This is a genomic window from Bacteroides oleiciplenus YIT 12058 (assembly GCF_000315485.1).
Classification (GTDB): domain Bacteria; phylum Bacteroidota; class Bacteroidia; order Bacteroidales; family Bacteroidaceae; genus Bacteroides; species Bacteroides oleiciplenus.
In genome coordinates, this window is record NZ_JH992944.1 from 225,386 (window position 1) to 243,196 (window position 17,811).

Annotated in this window: 15 protein-coding genes; 14 read left to right on the forward strand and 1 reads right to left on the reverse strand. The window is 47.4% G+C overall.

Translation table 11 applies throughout. The features are described 5' to 3' along the window. Positions 1-12: 12 nt before the first annotated feature. Complete coding sequence (locus tag HMPREF9447_RS20600; protein WP_009131721.1) at positions 13-1,371, reverse strand: LruC domain-containing protein; 1,359 nt, start codon at positions 1,369-1,371, stop codon at positions 13-15. Between the two features lie 877 nt (positions 1,372-2,248). On the opposite strand from HMPREF9447_RS20600, the gene dxs reads away from it, so the two are divergent. From dxs to HMPREF9447_RS20670, 14 genes are all read left to right on the forward strand, one after another. After that, on the forward strand, positions 2,249-4,147 hold the full coding sequence (dxs, locus tag HMPREF9447_RS20605; RefSeq protein ID WP_009131723.1) for a 1-deoxy-D-xylulose-5-phosphate synthase: 1,899 nt from the start codon (positions 2,249-2,251) through the stop codon (positions 4,145-4,147). Between the two features lie 53 nt (positions 4,148-4,200). After that, positions 4,201-5,541, forward strand: coding sequence for a Trk system potassium transporter TrkA (gene trkA, locus HMPREF9447_RS20610; protein WP_009131724.1), 1,341 nt, complete (start codon positions 4,201-4,203; stop codon positions 5,539-5,541). 35 nt (positions 5,542-5,576) lie between these two features. After that, the gene (locus tag HMPREF9447_RS20615; RefSeq protein ID WP_009131725.1) at positions 5,577-7,028 is read left to right on the forward strand and encodes a TrkH family potassium uptake protein; all 1,452 of its coding nucleotides are present in this window, start codon (positions 5,577-5,579) and stop codon (positions 7,026-7,028) included. Positions 7,029-7,130: 102 nt separating this feature from the next. Further along, positions 7,131-7,508: a hypothetical protein gene (locus HMPREF9447_RS20620; RefSeq protein WP_009131726.1), complete on the forward strand. Its 378-nt coding sequence runs from the start codon at positions 7,131-7,133 to the stop codon at positions 7,506-7,508. Between the two features lie 114 nt (positions 7,509-7,622). Further along, a complete protein-coding gene (locus tag HMPREF9447_RS20625) occupies positions 7,623-7,973 on the forward strand; it encodes an NADH-quinone oxidoreductase subunit A (RefSeq protein WP_009131727.1) in 351 nt (116 codons plus the stop codon). Continuing rightward, positions 7,964-8,563, forward strand: coding sequence for an NADH-quinone oxidoreductase subunit B (locus tag HMPREF9447_RS20630; protein WP_009131728.1), 600 nt, complete (start codon positions 7,964-7,966; stop codon positions 8,561-8,563). The genes HMPREF9447_RS20625 and HMPREF9447_RS20630 overlap by 10 nt, the downstream gene beginning before the upstream one ends. Positions 8,564-8,570: 7 nt before the next feature. Next, positions 8,571-10,163, forward strand: a complete 1,593-nt coding sequence (locus HMPREF9447_RS20635) for an NADH-quinone oxidoreductase subunit D (protein WP_009131729.1) — start codon at positions 8,571-8,573, stop codon at positions 10,161-10,163. Between the two features lie 96 nt (positions 10,164-10,259). Further along, entirely contained in the window at positions 10,260-11,336 is a 1,077-nt protein-coding gene (nuoH, locus tag HMPREF9447_RS20640) for an NADH-quinone oxidoreductase subunit NuoH (protein ID WP_009131730.1), read from the forward strand. Between the two features lie 3 nt (positions 11,337-11,339). Beyond that, the gene (locus HMPREF9447_RS20645) at positions 11,340-11,804 is read left to right on the forward strand and encodes a 4Fe-4S binding protein (RefSeq protein WP_009131731.1); all 465 of its coding nucleotides are present in this window, start codon (positions 11,340-11,342) and stop codon (positions 11,802-11,804) included. Between the two features lie 83 nt (positions 11,805-11,887). After that, entirely contained in the window at positions 11,888-12,403 is a 516-nt protein-coding gene (locus HMPREF9447_RS20650; protein WP_009131732.1) for an NADH-quinone oxidoreductase subunit J family protein, read from the forward strand. Positions 12,404-12,416: 13 nt separating this feature from the next. Beyond that, on the forward strand, positions 12,417-12,725 hold the full coding sequence (gene nuoK, locus HMPREF9447_RS20655; RefSeq protein ID WP_009123012.1) for an NADH-quinone oxidoreductase subunit NuoK: 309 nt from the start codon (positions 12,417-12,419) through the stop codon (positions 12,723-12,725). A gap of 101 nt (positions 12,726-12,826) precedes the next feature. Further along, positions 12,827-14,716, forward strand: coding sequence for an NADH-quinone oxidoreductase subunit L (gene nuoL, locus HMPREF9447_RS20660; RefSeq protein WP_009131733.1), 1,890 nt, complete (start codon positions 12,827-12,829; stop codon positions 14,714-14,716). Positions 14,717-14,765: 49 nt separating this feature from the next. Beyond that, positions 14,766-16,247: a complex I subunit 4 family protein gene (locus HMPREF9447_RS20665; RefSeq protein WP_009131734.1), complete on the forward strand. Its 1,482-nt coding sequence runs from the start codon at positions 14,766-14,768 to the stop codon at positions 16,245-16,247. Positions 16,248-16,292: 45 nt separating this feature from the next. Then, the gene (locus HMPREF9447_RS20670) at positions 16,293-17,732 is read left to right on the forward strand and encodes an NADH-quinone oxidoreductase subunit N (RefSeq protein ID WP_009131735.1); all 1,440 of its coding nucleotides are present in this window, start codon (positions 16,293-16,295) and stop codon (positions 17,730-17,732) included. Positions 17,733-17,811: the final 79 nt, after the last annotated feature.

Below are 17,811 nucleotides of genomic sequence, written 5' to 3' on the forward strand. Positions count from 1 at the left end.
GGGTGGTTAATACTACCAAGGCTTGATATAAAGATTAGCATTTGGGGTTAAATATTGATTTCTGTACCATACAATATTATCGACATTATTCACTAAATCGTCACTACCTCTTTCAATCCACTCGCTAAATTTCGGATAAACCCCTGTTATATCCTGACGTTCAACAGGCCAAGCTATTTCTTCAGGAACTTTCAGCCCCCACACAAACCGCTTATCACTGCAATAGTAGATACCTGCAGAAGTTGTTGCACCAGCATCTTTATCATAAGTCGTATACAATTCTGTAGGCATCCAATCTATCAAATGTATCTCACGGTTGGAACCGTCTGTTTTCTGCAAGAAATAATCGAAAGCGGATTGGGCGCCAAAACCGTCAAAGAAAGGTCTTCTCCTCGGGTTCTCTGTCTTATGTCTCTTTTCATCAATCTTCAAAGTAAAAGTTATGGTCGGAACTTCCCCAGTATACAAGTGCGTCTTTTCTGTATTATAGAAGCTACCTCCATTTATTCCTCTTAATCCATCGAATCCGTTAAGCGCGAGAATCACATATTTAGTACCCTCAATTAACTCCACACTTCCACCGCCAAAATTACTCTTAACTCCAGTAACTTCTATTATATCCTTTCTAAGGATTTCCATTGATGTTTCACTTAGTGTCCCGGGGGCAGCATCTGTAGCAAGCCTATGTCCTATCTGCATACAGAATCTATAAGGCAAACTTCCTCCCATAGCACGAATCTTCAAGGTCACAGTTAAATTGGTATAATCAAGACTTTCATAATTAGAAGTAGGCACCCCTTGAGCCTTTATATTATAATTTACTACAAAGTCATTAAAATCATAGTCTGCCGTCTCAGGCCAACGGTCTTCAAACATAAGAGTCCCAAAACCATTCTTAGACGGTTGATAGTACACATAATTAGGATAATTAGCTTCTGAAGCATCAATTTTGTCAGGGAATATTGCACTGGCAGCCCACGTCGCCGCATCAGCTCTTGTTACAGTCTTTTGAATAGGCACCTCCATAACTTCCTTTCCTCCGGAGGCCAAAGCATATTCAAACCAAATACTGGAGTTTGCCTTAGGAACTTCCAGCGTTATGGAGCTTTTACCTTCCGCCACAGGCAGTTCGGCTATTTGCTGAGTACAGGATTTATCAGTGTAAACAGCCACTGAAGCTGCATGAGGAGAAGTCATAGCAACAGTCACATCTTGTGAGGTTTTCCAGTCAAATCCTTCCGGCACAACCAAGTCTTCGGTCTTCTTCGGTGCCTTATCGGGATCATACACATCATTTTTTACGCAAGAGGCGAGCATCATAATGCTACTGCCTACAAGCAACATGTTTAATAAATAATTCTTAGCGTTCATGTGTCAGCTTATGTTAATTGATTAATTAATGCCGTTGTATTAAAGGCATAACGATATTCTAATATTTCATTTGTCGTTAAAGGCATTCATCGTGTCATTTAATGGCGTAGCATATCAATATCGTCAGTATTCATTGCAAATATAAAGGCTTATTTCCAACACGGCAATCATTAGAATAGGGTAATTGAAATTATATTCAGAAAGTTGCAAATTTAGAATACTATTGATAAAGAATAGAACATCTGCCTTCATGATCTTCACTCTGCTTAAGCCACATTTGTTTCTATTTGTGCGGAAAGGAACAAAAGTGATTAGTGATTAGCGTTTAGTGATTAGTGATTAGTAATGAGGCAAATGATAAACAGCACTATCTCAATTCTCCTCCTCCAACTGGAGGAGGGGAGTTAAGATAGTCCGCCTAATTAATTGAGATACTCAGTAAATCATCATTTCATTCAAAACCGCTACAGAAAGAAACTAATCCCGACATTGCAAGAAACTAATTCCTCGTGTGCTAACAACTAATATTTTCCTTGCATCTTATTATTCATACGACAATTACATAAGTTTCCTACAATAACTGTTGTAAGAAACTTCTATAGATATTGTAGGAAATTATCATATCTGTTGTATGAATAATAAGATGCAAGGAAAATATTAGTTGTTAGCACACGAGAGATTAGTTTCTTGCAAGCACAGGAATAGTTTTCAGTACCACGCAACTTGATTGCCAGCGAGCCACCTTTTCTTCACACAAACCGCACCCCACGAAGCACCGGAGAAGTTAAAGAACAGAGGATTGAGTTTTTTTTCCCGAAAAAGGAAATACCTTCCGTTTTCTTTTACTAATTTTGCAATTTGTAATCCTCAGAACGAGATGAAGACAGAGCCAACAACATATAACTTGCTAAATTCTATTTTTGACCCCGAAGACCTGCGAAAACTTAGTGTCGAGCAACTTCCGGAAGTCTGCAAAGAATTGCGGCAGGACATTATAAAAGAAGTTTCGTGCAACCCGGGACACTTTGCAGCCAGTTTGGGAACGGTAGAACTAACCGTTGCCCTGCATTATGTGTTCAATACCCCCTACGACCGCATTGTGTGGGACGTAGGCCATCAGGCTTACGGCCATAAAATACTGACCGGACGCCGGGAAACATTCTCTACAAACCGGAAACTCAAAGGCATCCGTCCCTTCCCCTCCCCCGATGAAAGTGACTATGACACTTTCACCTGCGGACATGCGTCGAATTCCATTTCGGCCGCGCTGGGCATGGCAGTGGCTGCCGCCGAAAAGGGTGAAGAAGACCGCCACGTGGTTGCCGTAATTGGCGACGGCTCAATGAGCGGCGGTCTGGCTTTCGAAGGACTGAACAACGCCTCCACAACTTCAAACAATCTCCTCATTATCCTCAACGATAATGACATGGCGATAGACCGTAGCGTAGGCGGCATGAAACAGTATTTGTTCAATCTGACGACTTCCAACCGCTACAACCAGTTGCGTTTCAGAATATCCAAGATGCTCTTCAAAATAGGTATCCTCAACGAGGACCGCCGCAAGGCACTCATCCGCTTCGGAAACAGCCTGAAGTCGATGGCCGCCCAGCAACAGAACATCTTCGAAGGAATGAACATCCGATACTTCGGTCCCATCGACGGACACGACGTTAAGAATATCGCACGGATTCTGCGGGATATAAAGGACATGAAGGGCCCGAAAATCCTGCACCTGCACACCATCAAAGGAAAAGGCTTCAAGCCTGCCGAAATAGCACCGGGCATCTGGCATGCACCGGGCAAGTTCGACCCCGAAACAGGCGAACGCTTCACGGCGGATACACACAACCTGCCCCCACTCTATCAAGACGTGTTCGGTGAAACCCTTGTGGAACTCGCCAAACAAAACCCACGCATTGTCGGTGTTACTCCCGCCATGCCTACAGGCTGCTCCATGAACATGCTGATGCAGGCAATGCCCGACCGCGCCTTCGATGTAGGTATTGCCGAAGGCCATGCAGCCACCTTCTCGGGAGGTATGGCGAAGGAGGGAATGCAGCCATTCTGCAACATCTATTCCTCGTTCATGCAGCGCGCTTACGACAACGTGATTCACGATATTGCCATCCTCAAACTTCCCGTCGTACTCTGCCTTGACCGCGCCGGACTGGTGGGTGAAGACGGACCGACGCACCACGGTGTGTTCGACCTGGCATACTTCCGCCCCGTACCCAATCTGACCATATCCTCACCCATGAACGAACACGAGTTGCGCCGACTGATGTACACGGCACAATTGCCGGACAAGGGCCCATTCGTTATCCGCTATCCACGTGGACGGGGTGTACTGACGGACTGGCAATGCCCGTTGGAAGAAATACCCGTAGGCAAAGGGCGCAAGTTGAAAGACGGCAAAGATCTTGCCATTATCACCCTCGGTCCAATAGGTAATGTCGCCACAAAGACCATAGAACAGGCAGAAAAAGAAAAGAACATCTCAATAGCACATTATGACCTGCGCTTCCTCAAGCCGCTGGATGAGGAGATGCTGCACGAAATAGGACGCTCATTCTCCCGCATCATCACCATTGAAGACGGCATACAGAAAGGCGGTATGGGTACTGCCATACTGGAATTTATGTCGGACAATGGGTATACACCACATGTAGAACGCATAGGTGTACCGGATAAGTTTATTGAACACGGAACGGTACAGCAGTTGCACCACTTGTGTGGAATGGATGAAGAAGGAATAATGGCTGCGATAAATAAGTAAAAATATAAAATGGCTACAGTTTGTTGCCAGTTGAATAGAGTAAAAGAAGAGCAATGAAAATCATTATTGCCGGTGCCGGCGCAGTAGGCACACACTTGGCAAAATTGCTGTCCCGCGAGAAACAGGACATCATACTGATGGACGACAACGAGGAAAGGTTGAGTACGCTCAGTTCCAACTTCGACTTGATGACGGTTACAGCATCGCCTACTTCCATTCAGGGATTGAAGGAGGTAGGAGCTAAAGAGGCGGACTTATTTATAGCTGTCACTCCTGATGAAAGCCGTAACATAACCGCTTGTATGCTCGCCACCAACCTGGGTGCGAAGAAAACCGTTGCCCGCATCGACAATTACGAATATCTCCTGCCCAAGAATAAGGAGTTCTTTCAGAAACTGGGCGTTGATTCGCTGATTTATCCCGAAATGCTTGCCGCCAAAGAAATCGTATCTTCCATACGTATGAGTTGGGTGCGCCAATGGTGGGAGTTCTGCGGCGGCTCACTGATACTTATTGGTACCAAGATGCGCGAAAAGGCGGAGATACTGAATATTCCCCTGCACCAGCTTGCCGGAACAGACAAGCCCTATCACGTGGTAGCCATCAAGCGCGGTAATGAAACGCTCATCCCCCGTGGTGACGATGTAATCAAACTACACGATATTGTTTATTTCACCACCACCCGCAAGTACGTACCTTATATACGTAAGATAGCCGGCAAGGAAGATTATGCCGACGTGCGCAACGTGATGATTATGGGCGGAAGCCGCATTGCCGTGCGCACCGCGCAATATGTGCCCGACTATATGCAAGTGAAGATTATAGATAATGACTTGAATCGTTGTAACCGCCTGACGGAAATTCTTGACGACAAAGTCATGATTATCAACGGAGACGGACGAGACATGGATTTGCTTATCGAAGAAGGTCTGAAAAATACGGAGGCTTTCGTTGCCCTGACTGATAATTCGGAAACGAACATTCTTTCCTGCCTTGCCGCCAAGCGCATGGGTGTCAGTAAAACGGTGGCAGAAGTAGAAAACATAGATTATATAGGTATGGCGGAGAGCCTCGACATCGGTACGGTAATCAACAAAAAAATGATTACTGCCAGTCACATCTACCAGATGATGCTGGATGCCGACGTCAGCAACGTGAAGTGTCTGACTTTTGCCAATGCCGACGTTGCGGAATTCACCGTGAAAGCCGGTTCCAAAATCACTAAACATCAGGTGAAAGACCTCGGACTGCCGAAGGGAGCCACCATCGGAGGATTAATCCGTCAGGGCGAAGGTGTCGTGGTGATGGGTAATACACAGATATTGCCAGGCGACCATGTGGTGGTATTCTGCCTGAATATGATGATTAAGAAGATTGAGAAATACTTTAATTAAATGAAGAACTAAAAAATATTCTTCATTCATATAATATGATTAATTTCAAAACGGTTATACGGATTATCGGCATCCTCCTATTGCTGGAGACAATGATGCTGTTGATTTGCTCGGGGGTTTCATTCTACTATCAGGATGAGGCACTGGTGGACTTCTGGGTATCGGCAGGTATCACAGCAGGTGCCGGATTGCTTCTGGCAGCCATGGGCAAAGGCGGTAACCGGCAATTGACACGCAGGGATGGCTATGTACTCGTCAGCTTCGCCTGGGTGGCATTTTCTCTTTTCGGCATGCTGCCATTTTATATCAGTGGATACATACCCAGCATCACCAATGCTTTTTTCGAAACAATGTCCGGCTTCAGCAGTACGGGCGCCACCATACTGGACGATATTGAAGCGCTGCCCCACGGATTGCTCTTCTGGCGCAGCATGACGCAATGGATAGGTGGTTTGGGAATTATCATGTTCACCATCGCCATACTTCCGATATTCGGTGTCAGTGGTTTGCAGGTATTTGCCGCCGAAGCCAGCGGACCGACGCACGACAAAGTGCACCCGCGTATCGGTATCACCGCCAAATGGATTTGGAGTATCTATGCAGGTATCACCTGTATCCTTGTGGCTTTATTGATGCTGGGTGGAATGAACTGGTTCGACAGTGTTTGTCATGCCTTTGCCACTACCGGAACAGGCGGATTCTCAACCAAACAGGCCAGCGTAGCCTATTATAACTCTCCGTATATCGAATACGTCATATCCATCTTCATGTTTATTTCGGGAATCAACTTCACATTGCTGCTGTTCTTCGTCAACCGGAAATTCAAGAAAGTCATCAATGACGCTGAGTTGAAATGGTATTTCTGGTCGGTGGTGCTATTCACCGGAGTAATAGCAGTGATACTTTTCTATTCCAAACCGATGGGAATAGAAGAATCGTTCCGCCAATCACTGTTTCAGGTGATTTCCCTACATACCTCCACCGGATTTGCTACTGCCGACTATATGCTATGGCCTGCTGTGACGTGGGGATTACTGACCATCGTCATGCTGATGGGTGCCTGTGCGGGAAGTACGACAGGCGGTTTGAAATGTATCCGCATGGTTATCCTCGGCAAAGTGGCCCGCAATGAATTCAAACATATCCTCCACCCGAATGCCATATTGCCGGTACGGCTCAACAAACAGGTTATTTCACCCTCCGTACAATCTACAGTGTTGGCTTTCTGCTTTATATATGCGGTCATTATCATCATCAGTGTACTGATTATGATGGGACTGGGTATCGGATTTGTGGAATCTGTGGGTTGCGTAGTTTCCAGTATCGGTAATATGGGTCCCGGTTTGGGAGAAACGGGTCCCGCTTTCTCATGGAATGCACTGCCCGACATCGCGAAGTGGCTGATGGCGTTCCTCATGCTCCTGGGACGTCTCGAGTTGTTCACCGTATTGCTGCTTTTCACCCCCGAATTCTGGAAGAGGAGTTGATAGAAGGTCAAAAAGTGCTAAAAACTGAACATTTTGACATCTCTGTATAACAAAATAGCCAATAATTGTTATACATTTGCAGCCGAATGAAAAAGTAGTTGTATGAAACAGTGTATAAAATACCTCATGATCCTCTTACTCGGCGTATTGCTGTACGACGGTGCAGCACAGGCGGCGGGTATATCATGCACCTTCATACGCAACGATGACGAGCGTTGCATCTTGTCTCAAGCTCCTACTACACATCAACAGAACATCCGTAACATATATAATCGTTTCCTTTCCACACCTCTTTATATAGATAACGTGGACAGTACACAAGTGCCCGGTAACAAGAGTGTCTTGCTGTTACTGAATTATTTCCGGATGCACTGGCTGGCTGATTCTCCAGCCTGCAACTCATTGTTGCACTCCTCTTTCTATCCTGTGCCCGACCCGCTCTCTTACTATGTCTTCGGGTTGAGAAAGATAATTATTTAATAAAATAAGTCGGGCAGACTGCAAAGTTTGCCAAGGTCCGTCGAAGGCGATTCAGAGGGATTGCTCCCTTCGGCCAACTATCCTATTATATACATCTAAAAGATAATTAGATTTATGAATTTTACTTTGTTAGTAGTCGTCTTACTGACGGCAATTGCTTTCGTGGGTATTGTTATCGCGCTGTCCAAAGCGATATCACCCCGTTCGTACAATCCACAGAAAATGGAAGCGTACGAGTGTGGTATTCCTACCCGTGGTAAATCGTGGATGCAATTCCGGGTGGGTTACTACCTGTTTGCCATCCTGTTTCTGATGTTCGATGTAGAAACGGTATTCCTGTTTCCGTGGGCAGTCATCGCCCGCGACCTGGGAATAACGGGATTACTCAGTATCTTATTTTTCTTACTCATCCTGGTATTAGGACTTGCCTATGCATGGCGGAAAGGAGCATTGGAATGGAAATAAAGAAAAAGCCAAAAATAAAATCTATCCCGTATGAAGAATTTACGGATAATGAAACGTTGGAGAAACTCGTTCGCGAACTTAATGCCGGAGGTGCAAATGTTGCCCTCGGTGTACTGGACGACTTCATCAACTGGGGACGTAGCAATTCGCTGTGGCCGCTTACGTTTGCAACAAGTTGTTGCGGTATCGAGTTCATGGCACTGGGTGCCGCGCGCTACGACATGGCGCGCTTCGGATTTGAAGTAGCCCGTGCCAGTCCGCGACAGGCAGATATGATTATGGTGTGCGGAACTATCACCAACAAGATGGCGCCCGTACTGAAACGTTTGTACGACCAGATGCCTGACCCTAAATATGTGGTTGCCGTGGGTGGATGCGCCGTTAGTGGCGGACCATTCAAGAAATCGTACCATGTAGTGAACGGGGTTGACAAGGTTTTGCCGGTGGATGTATACATCCCGGGATGCCCGCCTCGTCCGGAAGCATTCTATTACGGTATGATGCAGTTGCAACGCAAAGTGAAGATAGAAAAATTCTTCGGTGGAGTGAACAGAAAAGAACCCAAACCGAAAGAGGAGACAGAAAAATAATCAGAATATGGATAATATACGATTTATAAAACCTGCGGACTTACATGCCGAAATGCTCCGTTTGCATCGCGAAGAGCAGATGGACTTTCTGAAATGCCTTAGCGGTATGGATTGGGGAGAACCCGCCGATGGTGACGCACCGGATACTCCACGTGGACTGGGTATTGTCTACCTACTGGAATCCACCGTCACCGGCAAACAGGCAGCAGTGCGCACTGCCACCCTGGACCGCGAGAATCCTGAATTGCCCAGTGTCAGCGACATTTGGAAAGCAGCAGACTTCAATGAACGTGAAGTATATGACTTTTACGGCATCATCTTCATAGGACATCCCGACATGCGCCGCCTCTACCTGCGTAACGACTGGGTAGGCTATCCAATGCGTAAAGATAATGATCCCGAAAAGGACAATCCGCTGCGCATGGACAATGAAGAAACAATAGATACCACCACCGAACTGGAACTGAACCCGGACGGCACGGTGAAGAATAAAGAGCTCATACTTTTCGGCGACGAAGAATATGTGGTGAACATCGGTCCGCAGCACCCCGCAACACACGGTGTAATGCGTTTCCGTGTATCACTGGAAGGTGAAACCATTGATAAGATAGATGCCAACTGCGGATACATCCACCGGGGTATTGAAAAGATGTGCGAAAGCCTCACCTACCCGCAGACACTGGCACTGACCGACCGCCTTGATTATCTGGGCGCTCATCAGAACCGCCATGCCCTGTGTTCGTGCATTGAACAGGCAATGGGTATTGAAGTGAGCGATCGCGTGAAATACATTCGTACCATTATGGACGAATTGCAACGTATCGACTCTCACTTGTTGTTTTATTCTTGTCTGGCAATGGACCTCGGCGCACTGACCGCCTTCTTCTACGGTTTCCGTGATCGCGAGAAGATACTCGACATCTTCGAGGAAACCTGCGGCGGACGCCTCATCATGAACTATAACACCATCGGAGGTGTGCAGACTGACTTGCATCCCAACTTCCAGAAGCGAGTGAAAGAGTTTATCCCCTACCTGCGCGGCATCATCCACGAATATCATCAGGTGTTCACCGGCAACATTATCGCTCAGCAACGTCTGAAAGGCGTGGGTGTGCTAAGCCGCGAAGATGCCATCACCTTCGGAGCCACAGGCGGCACAGGACGTGCCAGCGGCTGGGCTTGCGATGTGCGTAAACGTCATCCGTATGGAGTATATGACAAGGTGGACTTCAAGGAAATCGTCTACACCGAAGGCGACTCATGGGCACGCTACATGGTTCGTATGGACGAAATCATGGAAAGCATGAATATCATCGAGCAACTCATCGACAACATTCCCGAAGGACCCTACCAAGAGAAGATGAAACCCATTATCCGCGTACCGGAAGGACAGTATTATACTGCCGTAGAGGGTAGCCGTGGCGAGTTTGGCGTCTTCCTGGAAAGTCACGGAGACAAAACGCCTTACCGCCTGCATTTTCGTTCCACAGGATTGCCACTGGTGAGCGCCGTAGACACCATTTGTCGCGGAGCAAAAATTGCCGACTTGATTGCCATAGGTGGAACGCTGGATTATGTAGTTCCGGATATTGACAGGTAATTAACGATTAACGGTTAGTGATTAGTGATAAGCAGGCTACGCTGTCACGCCGCAAGGTACTAATCACTAATCACTAACAACTAATAACTAAATAACGTGTTTGACTTTAGTATAGTAACTAACTGGATTCACCAGACGCTGACCTCCTTCATGCCGGAAGGTCTGGCGATATTCCTCGAATGTGTAGTGATAGGCGTATGTATCATTCTGATGTATGCCGTACTCGCCATCATTCTTATTTATATGGAGCGCAAGATATGCGCCTTCTTCCAATGCCGCCTCGGTCCGAATCGTGTGGGTAAATGGGGTAGTATTCAGGTCATCTGCGACGTATTGAAGATGCTCACCAAAGAGATCTTCACTCCGAAAGAAGCTGACCGTTTCCTTTATAACCTGGCACCGTTCATGGTGATTATTGCTTCATTCCTGACGTTCGCCTGTCTGCCTATCAATAAAGGTATGGAAGTGTTGAACTTCAATGTGGGTGTATTCTTCCTGCTAGCAGCATCCAGCATAGGCGTATTAGGAATTTTGCTGGCGGGCTGGAGCTCCAACAACAAGTTCTCTCTTATCGGCGCTATGCGAAGTGGAGCACAGATCATCTCGTATGAATTGTCTGTAGGATTGAGCATATTGACAATGGTGGTGCTAATGGGAACCATGCAGTTCTCCGAAATCGTAGAAGGACAGGCCGACGGCTGGTTCATCTTCAAAGGACATATCCCGGCAGTGATCGCCTTCATCATCTACCTGATTGCCGGAAACGCTGAATGTAACCGTGGACCGTTCGACTTGCCGGAAGCAGAAAGCGAATTAACGGCTGGATACCACACCGAGTATAGCGGTATGCACTTCGGTTTCTTCTACCTGGCCGAATACCTGAACCTGTTCATCGTGGCCAGTGTGGCTGCCACCATCTTCCTGGGTGGTTGGATGCCGTTGCACATTGCAGGACTGGACGGCTTCAACGCTGTGATGGATTATATTCCGGGCTTTGTCTGGTTCTTTGGTAAAGCATTCTTCGTAGTGTTCCTGCTGATGTGGATTAAGTGGACATTCCCCCGCTTGCGTATCGACCAGATTCTGGCGCTGGAATGGAAGTACCTGGTACCTATTTCAATGGTGAACCTCATCATCATGGTACTGATTGTTGTATTTAAACTGCACTTTTAGATTATGAAAACATACAGTTATTTGGGCGGACTCGTGCATGGCATCAGCTCCTTACTGACAGGTATGAAAACTACCATGACCGTCTTCTGCCGCCGGAAGGTGACGGAGCAATACCCCGAGAACCGTGCGACATTGAAGATGTTCGACCGCTTCCGTGGTTCGCTGACCATGCCTCATAACGACCAGAACGAGCATCGCTGCGTAGCGTGCGGACTGTGCCAGATGGCATGTCCCAACGATACCATTACGGTGACGAGTGAAATGATAGAGACTGAGGACGGCAAGAAAAAGAAGATATTGGCAAAGTACGAGTACGACCTCGGTTCGTGCATGTTCTGCCAGCTTTGTGTAACAGCTTGTCCGCACGATGCGATTACGTTTGATACTGGCTTTGAACATGCAGTCTTCGATCGCACGAAGCTGGTGAAGACGCTGAATCATCCGGGCAGTCACGTAATAAAAAAATGATTAACGATTAGTGATAAGTGATTAGCACCGTGCGACATATATGCGCTAATCACTAATCACTAAACACTAAAAAACTAATTCAAATGGAAATGACCCTTGAAACCGTAGTATTCTACTTTCTGGCAGTGTTCATCACCGCGTGTTCCATTCTCACCGTGACCACACGTCATATGGTACGCTCGGCAACGTATCTGCTGTTTACGCTTTTCGGCACGGCAGGCATTTACTTCCTGCTGGGCTACACATTCCTGGGCTCGGTACAAATCATGGTTTATGCCGGCGGTATAGTTGTACTCTACGTCTTCTCCATCCTGCTGACCAGTGGCGAAGGAGACCGTACTATCGACAAGTTGAAGCGTAGCAAACTGCTGGCTGGGCTGGGTGCCACCGTGGTGGGAGCTATCATCGTAGTGTTCATCACACTGAAACATAAGTTCATCGTCACCACTGACCTTGCACCTTTGGAAACCAACATCAAAACCATCGGAAACGCAATGCTGAGTAGTGATAAATATGGTTATCTGCTTCCCTTCGAAGCCATCAGTATCCTGCTGCTGGCATGTATCGTAGGCGGACTGGTGATTGCACGTAAACGATAAAAAAGAATTGATTATGATACACATGGAATATTATCTGATAGTTTCGGCTATCATGTTTTTCGCCGGTATCTACGGGTTCTTCACCCGCCGCAACACACTGGCCATACTTATCAGCATTGAGTTGATACTGAATGCTACGGACATCAACTTCGCAGTGTTCAACCGTTTCCTTTTCCCCGGCGGACTGGAAGGGTATTTCTTTGCCCTGTTCTCCATCGCCATCTCGGCAGCCGAAACGGCAGTGGCCATTGCGATTATGATTAACATCTACCGTAATATACGAAGTATCCAGGTGAACAAGCTGGACGAGTTAAAGTGGTAACACTTAAAATATGAAATATGAAATATTAGGTATTAATTAGCTGCGCTGTGATGCTGCATAGAATTAATATTTAATATCTAAAACCTAATAATTAGATAAATATGGAATATACAATTCTAATCCTGCTCCTCCCCTTGCTCTCCTTCCTCACGTTGGGAATCGGTGGCAAATGGATGACGCACCGGACGGCAGGCATCATCGGTACCACGGTATTGGCTGTGGTGACCGTACTGAGTTATGCCACTGCCTGGCAATATTTCTCCGCTCCGCGCCTGGCGGATGGTACCTTCGCCACACTTATGCCTTATAATGTGACGTGGCTGCCTTTCACCGAGACGCTGAGTATCGACCTGGGTATTTTGCTCGACCCAATTTCAGTGATGATGCTCATCGTCATCTCCACTGTGTCGCTGATGGTACATGTCTACTCTTTCGGCTACATGAAGGGCGAACGCGGGTTCCAACGCTATTATGCATTCCTCAGCCTGTTCACCATGTCCATGCTTGGCCTGGTGGTGGCTACTAATATCTTCCAGATGTACCTGTTCTGGGAGTTGGTGGGTGTTTCATCCTATCTGCTCATCGGTTTCTACTATACGAAGCCGTCCGCTGTTGCAGCAAGCAAGAAGGCATTCATCGTCACCCGCTTTGCCGACCTGGGTTTTCTGATCGGTATCCTTATTTATGGTTATTATGCCGGCACATATACCTTCCAGCCCAGCGAAATGGCATTGTTGAAAGGTGGTGCAGCAATGATTCCCCTTGCCCTCGGACTGATGTTCATCGGTGGTGCCGGAAAGAGCGCGATGTTCCCGTTGCACATCTGGTTGCCGGATGCTATGGAAGGTCCTACGCCTGTCAGTGCATTGATTCATGCGGCTACGATGGTAGTAGCCGGAGTTTACCTGGTGGCGCGGATGTTCCCGCTGTTCATCGGTTATGCACCAAATGTGCTGCATTTGGTGGCTTACATCGGAGCATTCACGGCGTTTTATGCCGCTTCGGTAGCCTGCGTGCAGAGTGACATTAAGCGGGTGCTTGCATTCTCTACTATCTCACAGATTGGTTTCATGATGGTGGCACTGGGAGTTTGTACTTCTGCCGATCCGCATCATGGAGGTCTGGGATATATGGCGGGAATGTTCCACCTATTTACACACGCTATGTTCAAGGCGTTGCTCTTCCTCGGTGCAGGTAGCATTATCCATGCGGTACACAGCAATGAGATGTCCGCTATGGGTGGCTTGTACAAATATATGCCTGTGACACACGTCACGTTCCTGATTGCGTGTCTTGCCATCGCGGGTATTCCCCCGTTCTCCGGTTTCTTCTCCAAAGATGAGATATTGACGGCATGCTTCCAGTTCAGCCCTGTCATGGGTTGGATTATGACAGTGATTGCGGCAATGACGGCGTTCTATATGTTCCGTCTTTACTACGGTATCTTTTGGGGTAAAGAGAACAAGGAACTCCATGCTGAACACACGCCTCATGAAAGTCCGTTAGCGATGACTATCCCGTTGATGTTCCTTGCTGTTGTAACTATCGTGGCAGGTTTCATCCCCTTCGGGAAGTTCATCTCTTCCAACGGCACAGCTTACGAAATTCATCTCGATTGGGCGGTAGCGGGTACCAGTATTGCTATAGCTGTTGTCTCTATCGCAATTGCTACAGCCATGTATGCACGTGCAAAACAACCCGTTGCCAATGCACTTGCCCGCCGCTTCCGTGGATTGTGGACGGCTGCTTATCATCGTTTCTACATTGATGATATATACCAGTTCATCACCCACAAGATTATCTTCGGTTGCATCTCCCGTCCCATCGCCTGGTTCGACCGCCATGTAGTGGATGGCTTCTTCAACTTCCTTGCCTGGAGTGCCAATGCTACCAGTGATGAGATACGCGGTTTGCAAAGCGGACAGATTCAACAATACACCTATGTATTCCTGTTGGGTACACTGGCACTGATTCTGCTGTTGTTGCTGTAGTAGAGAAATGTCAATCCTAATTCGTAAATAGTAAAAACGCAATATAAAGATGAACATATTAAGTATTTTTGTTCTCATCCCCCTGCTGATGCTCCTTGGCCTTTGGCTGAGCCGCAACCTTCGGCAGATACGCACGGTGATGGTGGTAGGTGCATCGGCACTGGTGCTGGCCGCAGTAGGCCTGACTATTGCCTACCTGCAAGCCCGTGCCGCCGGAGACACTGCCGAAATGCTTTTCCGCGCAGATGTGCCTTGGTATCCGGCACTCAACATACAGTATTCTGTCGGTGTAGACGGCATCTCAGTAGCTATGCTGCTGCTTTCCGCTATCATCGTCTTCACCGGAACATTCGCTTCCTGGCGTCTGCAACCACTGACGAAAGAATATTTCCTTTGGTTCACCCTGCTCTCCCTCGGAGTATTCGGCTTCTTCATTTCCACGGACCTGTTCACCATGTTCATGTTCTATGAAGTAGCGCTTATCCCGATGTACCTGCTTATCGGTGTATGGGGTAGCGGACGCAAAGAATATTCTGCCATGAAACTGACGTTGATGCTGATGGGCGGTTCTGCCTTCCTGCTGATTGGTATCCTTGGCATCTATTACGGTGCCGGCGCCACGAGCATGAACCTACTGGACATTGCCGCATTGCACAATATCCCCATCGAACAACAACGTATCTGGTTCCCGCTTACGTTCCTCGGTTTCGGTGTGCTGGGTGCCCTGTTCCCGTTCCATACATGGAGCCCCGACGGTCACGCCTCGGCGCCTACTGCCGTAAGTATGCTCCATGCAGGTGTACTGATGAAACTTGGTGGTTACGGTTGCTTCCGTATCGCCATGTATCTGATGCCCGAAGCTGCACAGGAACTGGGCTGGATATTCCTGATACTGACGGGTATCTCCGTTGTCTACGGTGCTTTCTCGGCCTGCGTACAAACGGACTTGAAGTATATCAATGCGTACTCCTCCGTATCTCACTGCGGTCTTGTACTTTTCGCCATCCTGATGATGAACCAGACCGCCTGTACAGGTGCCGTCCTGCAAATGCTCAGCCACGGATTGATGACAGCCTTGTTCTTCGCCCTTATCGGTATGATATACGGCCGTACCCACACACGTGACGTACGCGAACTTTCAGGACTGATGAAAATCATGCCTTTCCTCGCCGTGTGCTATGTCATTGCCGGACTTGCCAACCTCGGACTTCCGGGCCTCAGCGGTTTCGTTGCCGAAATGACTATCTTCAACGGTGCTTTCCAGCATGCAGATGTTTTCCACCGCACATGGACGATTATCGCCTGTACCTCGATTGTGATTACCGCAGTCTATATCCTTCGGCTCGTCGGTAAGATACTTTACGGTACCTGCACCAACAAGCACCATCTGGCACTGACTGATGCTACCTGGGATGAACGCACTGCCGTGATTATTCTCATCGTCTGCGTTGCAGGTCTCGGTCTTGCTCCGTTGTGGATCAGCAATATGATCGGAGACAGCGTATTGCCTCTGGTAAGTATATTTCAATAATGGTATGCTAATAACTTATAACTAATAACTTATCATTCAATAGATATGGATTATTCCCAATTCCTTATTCTCAAAGAAGAGCTTTCGCTGATAGCTGTCATCGTGATCCTCTTCGTGGCCGACCTCTTCATGAGCCCTGACGCTCATAAGAAGGACGGTAACCCACGACTCAATACCATGTTGCCCGTCGTGCTACTCACGATACACACGTTGATTACCATCATCCCCGGTCCGGCTGCCGATGCTTTCGGTGGCATGTACCATAACGCCCCGATACAAAGCATCGTGAAGTCCATCCTCAGCGTAGGTACGCTGATTGTTTTCCTGATGGCACACGAGTGGCTGAAGCTGCCGGACACCATCATCAAACAAGGTGAATTCTATATGCTGACACTCTGCACGTTGCTGGGTATGTACTTCATGATTTCCGCAGGACACTTCCTAATGTTTTTTATCGGACTGGAAACAGCAAGTATCCCGATGGCTGCATTGGTTGCTTTCGACAAGTACCGCCATCACTCTGCCGAAGCTGGTGCCAAATACATCCTCACCGCACTTTTTTCCAGCGGACTGTTGCTTTATGGCATCTCGCTTATTTACGGAACAGTAGGTACTCTTTATTTCGATGATATCCCGGCCCACCTGGATGGCAACGCCCTGCAAATAATGGCATTTGTCTTTTTCTTCTCCGGCATGGGATTCAAACTTTCCCTGGTTCCCTTCCATCTCTGGACGGCAGACGTGTACGAAGGTGCCCCGAGCGTAGTAACTGCTTATTTGAGTGTTATTTCTAAAGGATCGGCAGCTTTCGTATTGATGACTATCCTTATCAAGACATTCGCCCCGATGGTGGATCAATGGCAGGAAGTTCTTTATTGGATTATCATAGCTTCTATCACCCTTGCCAACCTTTTCGCCCTGCGCCAGGAAAACCTGAAACGATTGATGGCATTTTCCAGTATTTCGCAGGCAGGCTATATTATGTTGGGTGTGATTGCCGGAACGCAACAGGGTATGGCATCATTGGTGTATTATGTACTTATTTACATGTTCGCCAACCTCTCTGTATTTGCAGTGATTACGATCATCGCCTTGCGTGCCCATCGCTTCACTCTTGAAGAGTATAACGGACTGTACAGTACCAATCCGAAACTGGCATTCCTCATGACACTTGCCCTGTTCTCATTGGCAGGTATTCCTCCGTTCGCGGGCTTCTTCTCGAAGTTCTTTATCTTTGCGGCAGCTTTCCAGGGTGGTTTCCATCTGCTGGTATTCATCGCATTGGTGAATACGATTATTTCACTCTATTACTATCTGAAGATTGTGAAGTCCATGTATATCAACAAGAGTGATGAGCCTATCGCAACTTTCCGCAGCGATAACTACACGCGTGCCAGTCTTGTCATCTGTACACTCGGTATCATCGTACTGAGCCTTGCGAGCGTGGTTTATCAATCCATCGACAAGTTCTCGTTCGGACTATAAACGAACTATTCAATTCTTATTTCACTAAAGTGTGTACCGGATGGATAAAATCTCCGGTACACACTTTTTTTATTCCTGT

Excerpts from the sequence above, each read along its gene's own strand:
- HMPREF9447_RS20600 (WP_009131721.1), bottom strand. The coding sequence starts at position 1,371 with ATGAACGCTAAGAATTATTTATTAAACATGTTGCTTGTAGGCAGTAGC.
- dxs (WP_009131723.1), top strand. The coding sequence starts at position 2,249 with ATGAAGACAGAGCCAACAACATATAACTTGCTAAATTCTATTTTTGAC.
- trkA (WP_009131724.1), top strand. The coding sequence starts at position 4,201 with ATGAAAATCATTATTGCCGGTGCCGGCGCAGTAGGCACACACTTGGCA.
- HMPREF9447_RS20615 (WP_009131725.1), top strand. The coding sequence starts at position 5,577 with ATGATTAATTTCAAAACGGTTATACGGATTATCGGCATCCTCCTATTG.
- HMPREF9447_RS20620 (WP_009131726.1), top strand. The coding sequence starts at position 7,131 with ATGAAACAGTGTATAAAATACCTCATGATCCTCTTACTCGGCGTATTG.
- HMPREF9447_RS20625 (WP_009131727.1), top strand. The coding sequence starts at position 7,623 with ATGAATTTTACTTTGTTAGTAGTCGTCTTACTGACGGCAATTGCTTTC.
- HMPREF9447_RS20630 (WP_009131728.1), top strand. The coding sequence starts at position 7,964 with ATGGAAATAAAGAAAAAGCCAAAAATAAAATCTATCCCGTATGAAGAA.
- HMPREF9447_RS20635 (WP_009131729.1), top strand. The coding sequence starts at position 8,571 with ATGGATAATATACGATTTATAAAACCTGCGGACTTACATGCCGAAATG.
- HMPREF9447_RS20645 (WP_009131731.1), top strand. The coding sequence starts at position 11,340 with ATGAAAACATACAGTTATTTGGGCGGACTCGTGCATGGCATCAGCTCC.
- HMPREF9447_RS20650 (WP_009131732.1), top strand. The coding sequence starts at position 11,888 with ATGGAAATGACCCTTGAAACCGTAGTATTCTACTTTCTGGCAGTGTTC.
- nuoK (WP_009123012.1), top strand. The coding sequence starts at position 12,417 with ATGATACACATGGAATATTATCTGATAGTTTCGGCTATCATGTTTTTC.
- nuoL (WP_009131733.1), top strand. The coding sequence starts at position 12,827 with ATGGAATATACAATTCTAATCCTGCTCCTCCCCTTGCTCTCCTTCCTC.
- HMPREF9447_RS20665 (WP_009131734.1), top strand. The coding sequence starts at position 14,766 with ATGAACATATTAAGTATTTTTGTTCTCATCCCCCTGCTGATGCTCCTT.
- HMPREF9447_RS20670 (WP_009131735.1), top strand. The coding sequence starts at position 16,293 with ATGGATTATTCCCAATTCCTTATTCTCAAAGAAGAGCTTTCGCTGATA.